Source organism: Mesorhizobium vachelliae, assembly GCF_033977325.1.
Classification (GTDB): Bacteria; Pseudomonadota; Alphaproteobacteria; order Rhizobiales; family Rhizobiaceae; genus Mesorhizobium; species Mesorhizobium vachelliae.
This window is the reverse complement of sequence record NZ_JAVIIR010000023.1, coordinates 1-15,794: the sequence shown is the minus strand read 5'-3', so window position 1 is coordinate 15,794 and position 15,794 is coordinate 1. Positions and strand designations below refer to the sequence as shown.

Genomic DNA, 15,794 nt, shown 5'->3' with positions numbered 1-15,794 from the left:
CGCGTCAAAACTCCGGAGACAATAGAGTGAAAAACGTCTTGCCTTCGAAGCCGACCTTCGGAATCTTCGATCACTTGGATGAGGACGGTCGCGACATCGGCCTACAATGCGCCGATCGTCTCAAGCTGGCGGAGGCCTGCGATCACCTCGGCTTTTATGCATATCATCTCGCAGAGCACCACTGCACCCCCCATGGGAGAGGTGTGTCGCCAAATCTCTTCTTATCGAGCGTCGCACAGCGCACCCGCCAGCTGCGTGTGGGTCCGCTTGTGATGCTCCTTACCCTTTACCATCCGCTTCGGGCGTTCGAAGAGATCTGTATGCTCGACCGGTTGAGCGGTGGTAGGGTGGAGCTCGGTATAGGGCGAGGCTCTCTGTCAGCCGAATTGGGTTATTTTGGGATTGGCGCGGACGCAGTGCCAGGCCGTTATTCGGAAGCCAGCGAAATCGTAATCGCCGCCCTGAAGGGCGGGAAGTTATCCTATCGGGGCCGCCACTTTGAGCTGAATAGCGTTCCCTTGACGCTTAGACCCCGTCAGCGCCCGCGTCCTCCGACATGGGTCGCCACCAATCGACCCGAATCGGCAGGTTGGGCAGCCGCGAATGGCGCAAATCTCGCGTGCGTGGGGCATAGCTCCTCCGTACGCAAAGTTACCGACGCCTTCCGCGCCAAGCGGGAGGAAACCACTGACAAAGGTAATCCGTTGCCGTTGCTAGGATTGCTGCGCATGATCGTGATTGGGCGTTCTGACACGCATGCCTATTCGATCGCGGCACCTGCTTATGAAACATGGCTCAAGAGCTTCAAGTTTCTTTACGACCTCAATGGCATTCCAACTCCACCAAACCTGCCGCTGACCCTCGAAGCGGCGATTGAAAGTGAACTGTGCATAGCGGGAACGGCAGCTTTTGTGCGGGACGCTCTTCTTGGTCAGTTGGAAGTGGCTGGGGCCAACTATCTTCTTTGCCAGCTCGCGTTTGGGGATTTGCCATTGGAAGCGTCTCTGTACACTGCAGTGACGATTCATTCTGAAATCATGACCCGATTTGACTGACCATGAATACGTGGCGTAGGGCGGCTCGAAGGAGTCGCCCGCGGCGTCTACCAGCAACCAGCCCGCTGCCAGACCATAGCCTTGCAGCGCGTGGCCGACGTGGGATTCCATCGCTATGCCTGCCTAGGTCGGACGCCGTTTCCGGACGATGGTTAGAACTGGTTTTCTGGACGCGACACTTCACGGGACCACATTGCCCCACGTTCCCAGCCCCCTCGCTCAACGTCGCTGTTCACACGGACCGTTTGCCACTGCCCGTCTTGCAGGCGGCAATTCACTGCATCGCCGAGGTTGGATCTTCCAATATGGCGGCCCGTTTCGCAAAGCCGCAAAAGGCAGCGCGGGCTGCGCTTAAGGGCTTGTTCCCATCATAAGCGTCAAAACATGCTTTAAAGGCAGTCTCGTGAATCAGGTCCCTGCGATCTTCGGGCCACTCATCGAGAAAATCGATGGCGTCCTCGAGGTCCGCAATCTCTTGCACGACATAGGCGGCACGCTTCACGAAAATCGGACTGCCGAAGGCCTGCGCCTTCATTTCGTTTCCTCCCGACCTGCTGACAGCCGACTTGCCAGGCGGCGTCATCGACACCCGCCGACCATTGCAGAATGTGTTGTCAGCCCGATGACGCTTCAAGAGAAAAGTCGGCAATTCATCCTCGGAAGGAAATGGATCGATCACCAGTCTACTGCCGCAAAATTGGCCACGTCGACAATGTCGATCGTTCTGGCCGCCGCCGATGAACGGTGAACCCAGTCACCCAACCCGGTCGTTCACCGCAACGCAGCGAAAGACAGCACGACATCGCCTTGGCAGCGCGCCGATATGGGAAGCCGCAAGCTCAGGCTGAATTAATCCAGCCCAAGCCTTTTCTTCAGTTCCGTATTTTCCTTGCGCAGACGATCCGCAAGCAGGCTCTTCAGCCGCTTGTTTTCTTCCTCGAGCGCGACGAGATCCTTCAGCTCGTCGCTGTCCGCTGCAGGCGTCGCCGCTTTCTTCCAAAGATAATATGTCTGTTCCGAGATGCCGGCCTGCTTCACCGCGCTCTTGAGAGTGGCGCCGCCGCCGATCAACGTCTCGATCTGAGCGAGCTTCTGGCCGCGCTCCTTTACGGAGTAGACCTTGCGGCCTGTCCGTGCCGATGGCGGTGCTTCAGTGGTCGCGGATGTCGGCTTGGCGCCGTTCTTACGGCCAGGCGCGCTCGGCTCAGCCTTTGGCTTCCTCGACCGCGGTGTTCTCGCCCTCGATTTTGACTTCTCCGCTTCGGCTGCCGGTTCGGTAGGAATTACTGCTGTTTCGGTTTCCAGGCGATTTGCCATGAAATTCTCCATTTGCGGTTTGTGCAAAGGTTCAGCATCAAGGGCCGCGACAGTAGAGTCAACAAGCTGACGATTGGACAGTTGAACCTTCTGGAGTTCCTCTAAAGTTTCGCCCATCGCCGCAGCGATGTCGAAATCGCCCCAGATGGAACGGGCGGCTTTTTTATAACGGCGCTTCTGTTTGACTTCCACGGTGAATGGTCGCGTTTGCCGCCTCATAGTTCCTTCCTGATGAGAAACGATTAGAAGAATGAAGTCGCCGCTCGGAACTCCTGGCGCTTCCTGGTTCGCGCGGAGCTTTATCGTAAAAGTCCCTCGACGAGCAAGTGATACCGGTCGCGCCAGTGTTCGCAAGCGGGCCGAGCGCAGGCCTCCGCGCGAGGAGAATGGAATGCAACGCTACGGGAGTGGGTGCATTCGGCTCGGAAACGCTTGAGCGTCCGAAGCTGCAGGGCGGTGCAGTATCGGATCAGATGTCGCATCTTGCCGTCGGGGAACTCGGGAACTCTTCTTGAAATTGAAAAACTGCTGCATCTCGATTGTGTTCAGTGCGCATGAAGAACTCGCCAGCAGATGATAACGGCCGATCTCGCCAGCGGTTTAGCGTCAGCCCACAACTATCTGCCTGGGTTAGCAGGCGCGCTCACTGTGGCAGCTTGGCTTGGGCCGCGAGGCCGTGGTTGAGTGAGCTGAAGAGATCCAGCCTCGCGGTCGATTCCGAAGCTTCCCACAATGGCGAAGAGAACATCTCCACTCGTACCCTTTCAGCACAAGACATTCCGTTCTCTGTGGTCGGCGGCCCTTGTTTCGAATCTTGGGACGCTAGTTGAAGGTGTGGCGGCTGCGTGGCTGATGACGAGTATTGCCAGCTCCCATGGAATGGTGGCGCTCGTACAGGCATCGACCACCTTGCCCTACATGATCTTCTCGCTCGCAGCCGGAGCGCTTGCGGATAACTTTGACCGTCGCCGGATCATGCTAATGGCGCAACTGCTGATGGTTTGCGTATCAGCGTCCCTGGCGCTCTTGACCTACGCCGGGGAAATCACACCCTGGACCCTTTTGGGTCTCACGTTCCTGATCGGCTGTGGTTGGGCATTGCACGATCCGTCGTGGCAAGCCTCGATGGGAGATATCCTGCCTCGCGAAGACCTCCCAAGCGCAGTTGCGCTCAACGGCATGAGCTACAACCTCATGCGCAGCATCGGACCGGCGATTGGCGGCATAATCGTGGCGACCGCCGGGGCGGCCTTCGCGTTTCTCTTCAATGTATTTTGCTACGTCGCCCTGATCGCCGCGCTGTTACGCTGGAAAACTGTACCGGCGCGACGAGCGCTGCCGCGGGAGGCTTTCGGAAGCGCGATAGCGGCAGGATTCCGCTATGTGCTTTTGTCGCCAAACCTTCTCAAACTGATGTGCCGGAGTTTCATTTTCGGCCTCACGGCAGTCGTCATTTTGGCTCTGCTGCCGTTGGTTGTTCGCGAACAGGTTAAGGGCACTGCGGTCACCTACGGGGTCATGCTTGGCTTTTTCGGTTTGGGAGCGATCTGTGGCGCGCTCCTCATCGGACGCGCCCGCGAGATTCTCTCCAACGAATGGGTCGTTCGCGGCGCGTTTTTTACACTGGCGATCAGCTGCTTGCTTCTGTCGTGGAGCGAGCACGTTTGGCTTAGCTGCCTCCTCGTCATGCCAGCCGGTGCGGCATGGATCCAGTCATTCTCGCTGTTTAACGTCACAGTTCAGCTTTCGGCGCCTCGGTGGGTGGTGGGACGAGCCCTCTCTCTCTATCAGACGGCCGCATATGGCGGCATGGCAGCGGGAAGCTGGCTCTGGGGCCAGTTAGCGGATCTGCAAGGCGTTTCGGGAGCCTTGCTCGTCGCAAGCTTGGTTCTTGTATTTGGCGGACTGCTCGGCGTTATTTTGCGTCTTCCGGATCTTGAAACGCTCAAACTCGATCCGACCAACACGTTCTGCGAGCCAACCCTGCAGCTTGACCTGCGACCACGAAGCGGTCCGATCATGATAATGGTCGATTATCGTATTCACCAGAAAGACGTTCCAGAATTTCTCAATGTGATGGCATCATGGCGAAAAGCCCGACTGCGAGATGGAGCCAGGCAATGGGCGCTGCTGCGTGACCTCGAAAAGCCCGAACTGTGGACCGAGTGTTATCATGTGCCAACTTGGGTCGAGTATGTTCGCCACAACAAGAGGCAGACCCAAGATGACGCCGAAATCGTTGCGCGCCTTGAAGCCCTGCACTGTGGCGACTGCCCGCCCAAAATTCACCACAAGATCGAACGGCAAACCGTGAGCGTACATGACGATATGCCGCTCCGGCCTCATTTGGACAGGACTTGAACGAAACCGCAAACCAATAACTTGGCTCAAGAGAAGGCGGCGTCGTCCGGAAGCCCGTTTACTCAAAACTTGGGGCAGATCTTGGGCCAGCTGTGCGCCAAGCGCGTAGCGTTTGCATCTTCGCCCATGAGGCTAACGCCACGTCAGATTTCGGCGATCTATGCTACGACAATGAATAACCGATCCTCGTCGGGCTTCAGCCAGTCCATGACGCGTGCTTTGGGAGACGCTGCGAGGCTTGGACAAAAAGTCACGGGACCTATCGCGAGCTTTTCGTGAAATCAAATGCTCGTCATGGGTGGTGGCGATCTCGGCATCGCACAGGCGCTTGATCTGCTTGTGTAAAGCCGGCGACGCGTCGGCTATCACCGCTCGGCAAAGCGCTTGCACGAATGCGCTGGCTCCTCGGAGCTTCGCGCCTCAGATCTGTAGTCCGCTGCTTCGGAGGTCGAGTTGCTCATCGGGCGTGTCGTCGAACGAGGCGTGGTTGAGCCTGTAGAGTTTGGAATAGAGACCGCCTCTGGCGATCAACTGGTCGTGCTTGCCGGTTTCGGCGACTTTGCCATTCTGGAGAACGATGAGACGGTCGGCGCCTCGGACCGTGACAAGGCGATGGGCGATGACGAGGCCCGTGCGGCCTTCGAGGAGCCTTACCAGTGCCTTTTGGATTAGCATTTCCGTGTAGCTGTCGACATTGGCCGTTGCCTCGTCGAGGACGAGGATCTTGGCATTTGCCACGAGAGCGCGCGCGAAGCTGATAAGCTGGCGTTGGCCCAGCGAGAGATTGCCACCGCGTTCACCTAGAGCGGCATCGTATGCACCAGGAAGGCGCACGATGAAGCCATGCGCGCCGACCGCCATGGCGGCCTCGATTACCTCTTCGCGCGTGGCTTCAGCCTTGTGGTAGCGGATGTTTTCGAAAACCGTGCCGGTAAAAAGGAACGGCTCCTGCAGCACCATGGCGACCTGACGGCCAAGCGATTCCTGGGTGAGATCGCGCACATCATATCCGCCGACCAGCACTTGGCCCTCCTGGACATCATAGAAGCGGCGGACGAGGGCCACTGCGCTCGATTTACCTGAACCGGTCGGGCCGACCAGGGCGACGGTTTCGCCGGGATTGACCCGAAACGACACGTCCTTCAATACCGGATGCTTGGCATCATAGCCGAAAGTAACGTTCCTGAACTCGATCGAGCCGTCCATCTCGGGCGAAAGCACCCTGGCGTTCGGTTTGTCCTGGACCTCAATCTTGACGTCAAGCACGTCGGTCAGGCGCTTTCCCGACGCCATCGCGCGTTGCATAATCGAATATTGCAAGGTGAGCGAGCGGATCGGATCGAAGAAGCGTTGGATGTAGAAGAGGAAAGCGACCATCGCACCCACGTCAATGCGGTCGTTCATGACCATCGAGCCGCCGATGACGATGACGACAGCCATGGCAACGCCCATAAGGCTATCGACGATCGGCACCATGATCTGAGCGTATTTGGCGGCGGTCAGATGTGTCATGAGACTGGCGTGAGCCTTGTCATCGTAAAGAATTAAGTTGACCTGCTGGCGGTCCATCGACTGCACTGCCCGTACGCCGTGAATGGCTTCAGCCAGCGCGCCATTGGAAACCGAATTGGCCTCATTGGCGGCCATGAAGGCGTCCCGGGCGCGCGGCAGCCAGAAGATGCGCACGATGAGGAGAACCGGCAGCACTGAGAGCGTAAGGAGCCCCAAGCGAACGTCGAGCCACAGCATGACGAAGATGATGCCAAAGAGAAGAGTGATGTCGCCCAGCGAAAAGACTGACGTCTCAAGGAATTCCTGCATAGAATTAACGTCGCCCTGCAGACGCGACATCAGCCGTCCCACCTCTGTCTTGTCCATGAAAGAAAGCGCCACGTCCTGCAGATGGCCGAACGTGGCGCGGCGCATATCGAACAGAACATTCTGCGCCATTTTGTAGACCACGATCTCTTGCGTATAGCTGACGGCAAAATTGACCGAAATGGTGAGAAGGAAGGCGCAGGCGGCTGCAAGCAGGGCCGACCGATCGCCACTTTCCGGGTGCAGGCCGTGGTCGATCGCAAAGCGGATGGTCAGCGGGACGAGAAGCTGCGTGCCGGTCAGGATCAACATCGCAGCAACCGAGATGATCAGTTTTGTGCGGTAGGGCCGGACGAACACCCAAATGCGTCGTACGATATTCTTATCAAACGCCCGCCCGAATATCTCCTCTTCGATGTGGTGCGAGCCGACGACCGCATGCGGCGGACGCCGGTCGTGGTCGCGGGCGTCGTTGCGTTCCGTCTCGACTTGTCCGGTTTGGAGCATCAGCTCGCCCCCTCTTGTTCGGGCAGCATGTCATCAAGTGGGCGCACCTGGAGATCGTAAAGGGCCTTATAGCGTCCACCCTTCGCCAGAAGGTCTTCATGAGTGCCACGCTCGACAATCTCGCCGTTCTCGATAAACAGGATGTGGTCGGCATGCATGAGCGAACTCAGCCGGTGGCCGATGATGATCGTCACGCGATCCTTGGCAAAGAGTCGCACGGCGCGCCGAATGCGCTGCTCTGTGGCTGCATCGATCGCGGCAGTCGAGTCGTCGAAGATGATGACCGACGGGCGCAGCATCATCGTGCGAGCGATCGCCAGGCGCTGACGCTGGCCGCCCGAAAGGGAAACGCCGCGCTCGCGCACCACCGTTTTGTAGCCGGCCGGCAGGTCGAGAATATAGTCGTGAAGCTGAGCTGACTCGCTCGCTCGCTCGATCCACTGTTCCTTGGCCCAGGGATCGCCATAGGCGATATTGTTTTCGATCGTCGTAGTGAAAAGGAATGCATCCTGCTGCACGACCGCGACCGCCCTGCGAAGCGTGGCGAGGGTGACCTCGCGGATATCCTGGCCGTCAAGCGTGATGACGCCGCCGGTAACGTCGTAAAAACGAGGGACCAGATGAGCCATCGTCGACTTGCCGGAGCCGGGCGGGCCGACAATAGCGATCGTTTCGCTCTTGCGGGCCTCGAAACTAATATTCTTCAGAAATGGGCGGTTCTCGGCGTCGGGATAGGCGAATGAAACATTGTCGAAGCGCAGGGTGCCTTCTCTAATTTCGAGCGGTTTAGCGTCTGCTGTGTCCTTGATCGCGATATCCAGATCGAGCAACCCGAACAGGCGCGAACCGCACGTCGAGGCGCGGGCGAAGCCGTCGACCATCAAGCCTATCTGGCGAACCGGCATCTGTAAGATGGTCATAAAGGTCAGGAACGTCGCAAGTTTGCCCACGCTGATTTCGCCCGCAATGACTTTGTTCCCGCCGATCCAAAGGACCAGTCCCATCGCTAAAAAGAAGGAGAAATTCATCGCGGAAATGTTGCGCACGTAAATCTCAACACGTTCGTGCATGAGGCCAAGCGCACTCTTTGATGCGCGGTCGAACTTCAGCATCTCGTAGGCCTGCGCCGCAAAGGCGCGAACAACCCGGATGCCGCCGAAATTCTCTTCCATGACGCGGCTGAGGACCGAAAGCCGCTCCTGCAGGTCAAGCCAGGTGGCGCGCAGCTTGAGCTGGGTGATTGATGAGAGCCACCCGACGAAGGGCACGAAGCTCAGCGCGAGGAGGCCAAGAACCACGTTGGTGGAAATCAACATATAGGCGCCGATCCCGATCAACATGACGAGCAGGACGGCTCGAACCAGAGCGGTAGAAAGATACGTCCGCACGCCGTCCACATCGAGCATGCCGATCGTAATCAGATCGCCCGAGTGCGCCTGGTCATGAAAAGAAAAGCTGAGCCGCTGGATCTTCTCATAACAAGCTACCCGCAGTTCATACGCGACGTGATGTCCGACCGCTTCGGCAAAATAGTTCTGAGCCAGCGTGAAAAGGCCGCGCAGCACGCTGACGGCAAGCAGCACGAAAGCCGAGGTCCGCAGCGCCTCTTGCGCTGCCGCCCCGCTGGCACCCCCGCTGACGGCGGTCTGGGTCTGGTCGATGGCCTGGCCGAGGAGCTCGGGGATTAGCAATTGGAGCGATGCCGCGACGAGTGTCGAGCCGATAGCGACGGCGACCTGCCAAGAATGCCGCAAATTCATCCGGGTAAGGCGCGCTATCGTGCTCAAGCCCCGGTCCGAAGCGGCCGCCTTTCCGTGCGCGAGCGAATTCCTGGGCTTCGTCACGCCCCGAATATCCTTACCGTTCGAGGGTGCATTCCAGATTGATCTTGGGGGGCCTTGAGCTGGATGACTCTCCCGTCAAATGAACCCTGATATGCAAAGCTGGCCACCCTGCTAGACGCCTGTCCCAACCAGTTGAGCCGCGGCTTCGCCTGCCGGCATGTCTATGACCGTGATTGCGTTTGCTGCAAGGAAGCGGCGTTCGTTTTTGGTCAGCGTTGCCGAATCCATAGCCGCGAAGTGCGGGCCGCTTGAGCGCTTAATGACCTGTCTGGCGTAGGTGCGCAGCATCTGGTCGTCGAACCGGCAGCCGAAGAAGAAGAAGCCGCGCTTGGTGCGCCGTTCCTTCACGGCTCGAGGGATCGGAGTCTGGATATCGATTTCAGTTAGGGCCTCGACGTAATCCGAATCTGCGATAAGGAAGTTTGCCGCCGGCTTGACGCTGCCGTGCGGCGTATAGAGGACCGTCGTTGCCGCCGAGTCTGGTTGGAGTTCCGTTCCAGACAAATCGTACGTTTTCGTCCAAACGTCGCCAATTGCGTGCGCCCGCGTGACGCCTTGAATTTCGACGACATCAGTGCGGCCGGTGTCTATGAGGGCCGCGCGCATGGCGCCGTCGTACCAGGTATCGACGATCAGCGAGAGGGGAAGTGTCGCGAGCCAGGCATGGAAAACGGTCGGCGCCACCGGCCCTGCGAATATCTCAGCCATCCAGGCTTGGAGCGTCCGCCGATGCCGGCGCTGCTCGATGAATTGAGCGACCGACCACATATTGGTGCGAATCTTGGAAGGAGCGGGCGCCCGCGCGTTGAATGCGGCGGCAACGGCTTGCGGCGTGTGCGGTACCGGTGGTTCCCCGTACCTAAGCCGAAGCAGGTCGGGACCCAGATACGGGATGATCTCATCGGCGCAGAGAGCCTTCTTCAGCAGGTTAAGCTGCTTTGCGGCATGACTGTCCCGATTGATCACAAGATGGCCCAAGGCCAGAATCTTATTCATGCTCGTTTCCCGTTGACGCTCTCAGGTTGCCGACCTGCGGCATCAATCCTCGTCGGAAATCTTTCTTGCCTCGACGGTGATTGGCAAAGGTGTATCTCGCGGAAGGTCGGGCAGAACGAGCCGCCAGCCGTTCCTGAGCGTTATAGACCCTCCCCATAGCTCTTCATTCTCGACGCCGATGATCGGCTCTTCGAGATCCTTCTTGGGCACATACGCCGATAGGCCGGCGTCGGTCTTGCGGATCATAACCTTCATCGGGCTGTTCCCTTGTTAGTGACCACAAGTGATTTCGGCACAAGGATCCCCGGATTTGTCGAGGCTGATGAGTTCGTGGGCGCGCATGCCAACGACGGTGCCGCGATCGAACCATTCGACCGCATAGATGTAGAACTGCTGGAGAAAGGTGCCGATGTCGCGCACATAGCCTTCATCGCCCTTCCGCACGAGGTTTGCGCCTATCTCGCTACCGGGATAGGTGCCGTCATTCTTTATGTGGCGTGTGGCACGGACCCGCTCGCCCGGCATAAATCGTGGAGGCTTGCGGATCTCGACCTCCTGTTCGCGTCCGAGGCCCATCCCCTTCCTTCCTTTCTCGCGGCTGCAGTTCGTTAACAAAGGAGGTCATGGCGTGCCCCGGAAGCGACCCCGACCGTGCCGCTGACCCGATTGGAGGTTAGGCGGGAATGCAGGTCCCCGGCACCGGGCATACCGAGGCGCATTGCTGGGTATCGAAGGCCTCCTTGCATTCGGTGCACTGCTCGGGATCGATCACGTAGGTCTCGCCCTTGAATTTGATCGCACTCGATGGACATTCGAACTCGCAGGCACCGCATTGCGTGCATTGCGAGGCGATGATCTTGAAGGCCATTTCTCAACTCCTGATTCGGTTGGGACGAGACACTCAAGCCGTCGCCGCCAGTGGTTCGCTCCCAAACTCGGCGGCGTAAAGCGCGCTGATAGCGGTCTCGATGTAGCCGTAGCCGTAAACATCCATTGCCCGGATTCCAGCTTCTGCGAGCTGATCTTTGGGGCAATCTCCGATTTTGGCGCACAGCACGATATCGATGCCTTTGAGCGCAGCTATGATGCTGTCGAGGGTGGCGTCCGCGCCTCGACCTCCGAGGCAATACTGCTCGACCTTGCGATGCCCGATAAAGCTGATCCCCCTCTGAGAGGCCTCATAAACCTGGAATTCCGTCGTATGGCCGAAATGTTCGTTGATCCGGCCGCCGCCCTTTGTCGCCACAGCAATGAGGAGCGATTTGCTGGAACCCGCTGCCTTGACCGTCGCGACCGCTTCGCTCTTGGCTACCACGTGATCGCCGCGCTCGCGCGCGACCACCTCACGATAGGCCTCGCGCTTGCTGGCGTCGTAGGTGATGTCGTCCGAAATCTGGTCGATCGTGAACTCCTTGCCACGATCCTCGCCAAGCAGGCCGACAGCATCGGCCCGGCACTGCCGGCAATGGCGCATCAGCTTGGCGCCACCTTCGAGGCGATCCTGAAGCGTCTTCAGTTCCAACGCCGTTGGGCCGCGCTGCCCGGTCAGGCCGAAATGCGTACCGTGCGCCGGGTCGGAAATCAGTGGCATGACATTGTGCAGGAACGCGCCGCGCTCCTTTACCCATTTATTGACCTCGATCAGGTGTTCGTCGTTGACGCTGGGGATCATCACCGAATTGATCTTGGTGAGGATGCCGCGCGCGGTCAGCATCTCCAGGCCCAACATCTGCCGCTTGTGCAGGATCCTGGCAGCGTCGATGCCGGTGTGGCGGCGATGGTTGTAAAAGATCCAAGGATAGATCTTTGCGCCGATTTCGGGGTCGACCATGTTGATGGTGATTGTCACGTGATCGACATTCATGTCGGCAAGCTCGGCAACATGATCCGCCAGCGCGAGCCCGTTGGTGGAGATGCACAGCTTGATGTCGCGGATTTCACTGGCGACGCGTTCGAAAGTTGCCTTTGTCTTCTTCCAGTCGTAACAGGCGTCGCCCGGTCCGGCGATCCCGAGCACGGAAAGCTGGGGCACTTCGTTGGCGACCGCGATTACCTTGCGTCGCGCCTGGTCTGGGGTCAGCTTTTCCGAGACGACCCCGGGCCGGCTTTCATTGGCACAGTCATATTTGCGATTGCAGTAGTTGCACTGGATGTTGCAGGCTGGCGCGACCGCCACATGCAGGCGCGCGAAATAATGGTGCGCCTCTTCGGAATAGCATGGATGGTCCTTGATCTTCTCCCAGACCGCGGAGTCCATCTCGTCCGGCTTTGCGGACGAGCCGCAGGATGAAGATGCGCAGCCGGCGGATTTCGCGATCGTCAGCAACTTGTCGAAGGATTTGCTGCTGACCAAACTCTCAAGCGAAATCGTCGGTAAAGACATGAACGGCTCCGTTCCTGGGTGGACGTCGCAGTTCAAAGCGCAAAAGTTGTGCCAGCTCAAAAAGCGGTTTTAGTTCAATATGTTGGCTTTCATGCGCGATTCCACCTGTTCGTTACGTCACATTTTTGTCGGACTTGCGACTTGAACAGGTCGGCTCGCTCGGCATCGGCCGGGTTCCAGCGATGCTCGTCGAGCGCCACCTCATGGTCGCCGAGATTGGGCGCGGTCTTCCCAAACAGATAGTGCCTTGAAGCGGCCGGTGTGCCGGAAGCTCGGCCGGATGCGGTAGAGCCAGGAACGCTTTTGGTGCCACGCGCCGCGATGAAGGGCGAGCCCGAAAGCTGCTCGGCATAGAGGCCGTAGGCCGGCCGCTGCGGCGAGTTGCGCCCCTGGGGCAGCGAGCCGGGCAGATGGGTATTCGGCTTGCGCAGGAGCGGATTTGCGAGCTCGTCGAAGGCATGCCCGATCTCGAAGAGATCATGGAGGCTGCTTGCCGCCCGGCGGCAGTACGCGCCGAATTGGCTCGCCTGCACAAAAAGTGCGCACGATAACCAGGAATAACGCGACCTGCCAGTGCTTGATGACGGTTCTCGGTGTTGGCGACGTGGTGGCGCTCGCCTATGCCGCGACGATCGACATTCTGCAGCGATTCAGAAGCTCCAAGGCGGTGGGGCCTATCCTGGGACTGACGCCGAAGCTCGACGAGTCCGGTGCGGGAAAGGCATGATGCGGACCTTCATCTATGAGCCTGCAAACGCTGATGACTCGCGTAACGAAATGGTCGTGATACAAGCACACGCTTTCTGCCGAAATGGAGAAAGGCGCACCCGAATATGCCACAAAGGGAGGGCGCGGTCCCAGGCATTTCGTCAGCGTCCGGCAGTGCCACGATGATGCTTTTGCACTCACTGCGTCGCAAGCCACTCAGTCCCTGCAGGCATGGTGTCCCGCCGATAGGGTAATCTGAAGCCCAGTTCTCCGTCGCAGCGGTAGTAGAACGCCCTGCCGATCTCGCCGAGGACAGCTTCCAATATCGCTTTACTAACTCGAAAGCGGTCTGCTCATTCGGATTGATGACGGAGACGGCGGACTCATTGGAAAGGCGTCAATTTATGCATCTTTCATGCAAAATTGCTTTTGCCGAAAAATATATCGTTATATCAAGTGTTTGCCGTTGCGATTTATGCAGGAGGCCTACGGTCCAACGTGTGCGCCTCCGCCGGGTTTCACCCTGTGATATTTTTCGACAAGGTCAGGCGCAACACTGTATGCGACGCAGTTCAACTCATTGATAGCCGCGATGATGTCCGCGAAGGACTGAACTATGACATCCAGGTCTTCTCCCTCGAGCTCCCTGAATGCGTCTCTCGCGAAATCGCTTGGCATCAAATCGGGACTGGCGACTGCCTGGCTGAGATACTCCGCGACGGCGTCGTCAAGGCGCCGTCGCATTCTGATCTCCACTGAGCGGGGCACTCTCTTGGTGGTGGTTGCCACAAGATAGGACGGCGCTGTGATTGCATAGCCTTCGGCGATCGCTTTACCGAGGTGGCTTGTATCAGCCAGTTCGTACCATGTCGTCATGCCGATCCCGTAAGCGGCTCTACCCACTCCGATGAAGGAGATGGGAGGCAGTCCTGCTTTCAGTAGCGGGATGTTGCTGAGCAGTCGCCCGGTCCTCTTGTTGCCGTCGATGAAGGGCTGCAGGTAAGCGATGCCTGCAAGCAAAGCGAAGGAGGCCTCGAACGGGTCTTTCGCTGTGGACGCCTTCCAGCAGAGCTCCGAAAGTCCCATTGATAACTCGGTGTGGTCGGACGACGGAACATATGAACTGGTCGTGATGCTAACCGGGTCGCGTCGAACCGCGCCGAGATTGTTCTGCCTGACCAGAGTGCGCATGAGCATCGCGTGCAGTCTCATCACCGTCTCCGGAGCGATCTCCACTGTCGCAATGTTGTCGATAACCCAGCCAATCGCCTGCTTGTGGTTCAAGATCATTTGGACTTCGATTTCAGACTTTCCGCCCGCGACCTCCGCGTATTTGATGAGCGCCTCAGTCTCAGGCAGGGAATAAGTATTTCCTTCAAGCGCCGAAGAAGCCCAGGACATCTCGATCAAGAATCTTTCGGCAATTTCACGCGTGTAGGTGGAAGGATCGAGCTCTAGGCTACCCTTTCCGACGGACTCGGACATGAGCGCGTGCGAAGCAGGATCAAGCCAGGGTGCAACGTTAGGGTCGTAGGATCCAAAGCGGTCTGGATCGTATTTCACCTGGGGTCGAATGTGGCCTGGAATTGCAAACCACTTCGCTTCCGCCGTTAGGCTGAACGACGCATCTCTCGTGGTTCCAGACTTCTCGACGAGCCCGGCTGCGCCGAGTTTGGCAAGAGCTCTTGAAACCGAAGACTGACTGGACGGGGCAAGCTCTAACAACTGGATTATCTTCGCCTGCGAAAGCCCATTGCCGCCACGCCGAACGAGGGTCTCATAGATTTTCTTTTCCAAGCCCTGGAGTTCCGGGACGCGAAGTACGGGATGCATAATAGCACTGCCTCTCATCATTTCATGCAAAATATGCATAAAAGCTGCATAATTTCAAGCACCGTGTCCTAGAAAGGGCGCTGAATGCCGGTTATGTTCCACAGTGGTTCGAGCGTCGGCCGCGATATCTCAAGGCTGCGTTTCATGGCGGAGAAAACGGTGGAGACAGCACAGGTACTCGCGCTCGACCGGGAGCAGATACTGGAGCAGCGCCATCATCAAATTGATCAGGTCAGCGAGCTAATGAGGACCCGGTCCTGCATGCGCACCGCGATCTCGGAATATTTTCAGGGGCCGAAGATCGCCCGGCGCCCAAGCCTTTCGGTCAAGGTTCTGGATTGGGCGTTCAGCAGGGGGTAAGGCTCGACGCTTTCGGGCCTGCTGCGACCATTGCAACCAAGCAGAGATCAAACGCCGTGGAATGTCGGGGTACGTCGCCCGCGTCATTGCTGGCTAGGTTTACGGAGCCGATGCGGGATCTGCAATTTTGGTGGGGTGAGGCGCTCTGCGGCCGAACAATTCAGAAAGGAAAAGAGATTCGCCATGATGAGCTCGCCGCACACTTGGTCATAGATGCAGCTTCACTCCGGAGAAAGTCACGTCCCCTCTGAGGATAGGAGTCTGGCGTTCCAAGCAGCTGGATTCCGTGTGCCTTACGGTCGCAGCCGGTCTAACGTACTCGCGTCGGCCATACCGTTCGCACGTCAGTTCAGCCGGCCATTGTCCCTTGGCCAAAAAGCAACGGTTTGCTCCGGCGGCTCTCAGATTCTGCTCAGCTCTCATGGCGCGTCAGTTTGTTGTCAGGTCAGCCAAGCTACGCTCCGCCTCAAGGAAGCAATGGTTGTTAGGTGATGTTGAAGGTGATTGCGACCTCCCGACTGCGAGCGAAAGGTATTCGAGCGTCGGCCCGGCCAAGGGCCTGCTCGATTTACCGATCGGACAAGGTGCTTCCTTCAGAGCTCCCGGGTTCGG

The 15,794-nt window shown here is 58.3% G+C and carries 14 protein-coding genes and 1 pseudogene; 4 read left to right on the top strand and 11 right to left on the bottom strand.

Going from position 1 to position 15,794, the window contains the following annotated elements; all coding sequences use genetic code 11:
* Nucleotides 1–26 precede the first annotated feature (26 nt).
* The gene (locus tag RFM41_RS31140) at nucleotides 27–1,055 is read left to right on the top strand and encodes an LLM class flavin-dependent oxidoreductase (RefSeq protein WP_320229380.1); all 1,029 of its coding nucleotides are present in this window, start codon (nucleotides 27–29) and stop codon (nucleotides 1,053–1,055) included.
* Between the two features lie 274 nt (nucleotides 1,056–1,329).
* Here RFM41_RS31140 and RFM41_RS31135 read toward each other — a convergent pair whose 3' ends face one another.
* Together RFM41_RS31135 and RFM41_RS31130 are read right to left on the bottom strand one after the other, a co-directional pair.
* Complete coding sequence (locus RFM41_RS31135) at nucleotides 1,330–1,590, bottom strand: DUF982 domain-containing protein (RefSeq protein ID WP_320253124.1); 261 nt, start codon at nucleotides 1,588–1,590, stop codon at nucleotides 1,330–1,332.
* Nucleotides 1,591–1,904: 314 nt separating this feature from the next.
* Nucleotides 1,905–2,591: a transposase gene (locus tag RFM41_RS31130; protein ID WP_320253116.1), complete on the bottom strand. Its 687-nt coding sequence runs from the start codon at nucleotides 2,589–2,591 to the stop codon at nucleotides 1,905–1,907.
* 513 nt (nucleotides 2,592–3,104) lie between these two features.
* Between RFM41_RS31130 and RFM41_RS31125 the strand changes: the two genes are divergently transcribed.
* Entirely contained in the window at nucleotides 3,105–4,733 is a 1,629-nt protein-coding gene (locus tag RFM41_RS31125; RefSeq protein WP_320253117.1) for an MFS transporter, read from the top strand.
* Nucleotides 4,734–5,153: 420 nt separating this feature from the next.
* Here the strand turns inward: RFM41_RS31125 and RFM41_RS31120 are convergent, their stop codons facing one another.
* The 8 genes and pseudogenes from RFM41_RS31120 to RFM41_RS31085 all read right to left on the bottom strand — a co-directional run bounded on the left by RFM41_RS31120 (nucleotide 5,154) and on the right by RFM41_RS31085 (nucleotide 12,814).
* A complete protein-coding gene (locus RFM41_RS31120) occupies nucleotides 5,154–7,058 on the bottom strand; it encodes an ABC transporter ATP-binding protein (protein ID WP_320253118.1) in 1,905 nt (634 codons plus the stop codon).
* Nucleotides 7,058–8,818: an ABC transporter ATP-binding protein gene (locus RFM41_RS31115; RefSeq protein ID WP_320229401.1), complete on the bottom strand. Its 1,761-nt coding sequence runs from the start codon at nucleotides 8,816–8,818 to the stop codon at nucleotides 7,058–7,060. The genes RFM41_RS31120 and RFM41_RS31115 overlap by 1 nt, the downstream gene beginning before the upstream one ends.
* A gap of 195 nt (nucleotides 8,819–9,013) precedes the next feature.
* Nucleotides 9,014–9,898 (bottom strand): SIR2 family protein, encoded by an 885-nt coding sequence (locus RFM41_RS31110; protein ID WP_320229377.1) that lies wholly within the window; start codon nucleotides 9,896–9,898, stop codon nucleotides 9,014–9,016.
* 42 nt (nucleotides 9,899–9,940) lie between these two features.
* Nucleotides 9,941–10,153 (bottom strand): putative nitrogen fixation protein NifT, encoded by a 213-nt coding sequence (gene nifT, locus RFM41_RS31105; RefSeq protein WP_040971429.1) that lies wholly within the window; start codon nucleotides 10,151–10,153, stop codon nucleotides 9,941–9,943.
* Nucleotides 10,150–10,474 (bottom strand): annotated as a pseudogene (locus RFM41_RS31100) (nitrogen fixation protein NifZ). Before RFM41_RS31100 ends, nifT begins: the two are co-directional and overlap by 4 nt.
* Nucleotides 10,475–10,571: 97 nt before the next feature.
* Nucleotides 10,572–10,766, bottom strand: a complete 195-nt coding sequence (locus RFM41_RS31095) for a 4Fe-4S binding protein (protein WP_320216494.1) — start codon at nucleotides 10,764–10,766, stop codon at nucleotides 10,572–10,574.
* 33 nt (nucleotides 10,767–10,799) lie between these two features.
* Complete coding sequence (gene nifB, locus RFM41_RS31090) at nucleotides 10,800–12,281, bottom strand: nitrogenase cofactor biosynthesis protein NifB (RefSeq protein WP_320253119.1); 1,482 nt, start codon at nucleotides 12,279–12,281, stop codon at nucleotides 10,800–10,802.
* Nucleotides 12,282–12,370: 89 nt separating this feature from the next.
* Entirely contained in the window at nucleotides 12,371–12,814 is a 444-nt protein-coding gene (locus RFM41_RS31085; RefSeq protein WP_320253120.1) for a homogentisate 1,2-dioxygenase, read from the bottom strand.
* Between the two features lie 47 nt (nucleotides 12,815–12,861).
* Here RFM41_RS31085 and RFM41_RS31080 point away from each other — a divergent pair, with 47 nt between their 5' ends.
* Nucleotides 12,862–13,008: a transposase gene (locus RFM41_RS31080; RefSeq protein WP_320216491.1), complete on the top strand. Its 147-nt coding sequence runs from the start codon at nucleotides 12,862–12,864 to the stop codon at nucleotides 13,006–13,008.
* 467 nt (nucleotides 13,009–13,475) lie between these two features.
* Here RFM41_RS31080 and RFM41_RS31075 read toward each other — a convergent pair whose 3' ends face one another.
* Nucleotides 13,476–14,786, bottom strand: coding sequence for a Fic family protein (locus tag RFM41_RS31075; RefSeq protein WP_320253121.1), 1,311 nt, complete (start codon nucleotides 14,784–14,786; stop codon nucleotides 13,476–13,478).
* A 120-nt stretch (nucleotides 14,787–14,906) separates the two neighbouring features.
* Between RFM41_RS31075 and RFM41_RS31070 the strand changes: the two genes are divergently transcribed.
* Nucleotides 14,907–15,182: a hypothetical protein gene (locus tag RFM41_RS31070; RefSeq protein ID WP_320253122.1), complete on the top strand. Its 276-nt coding sequence runs from the start codon at nucleotides 14,907–14,909 to the stop codon at nucleotides 15,180–15,182.
* The last annotated feature ends 612 nt before the right edge of the window (nucleotides 15,183–15,794 follow it).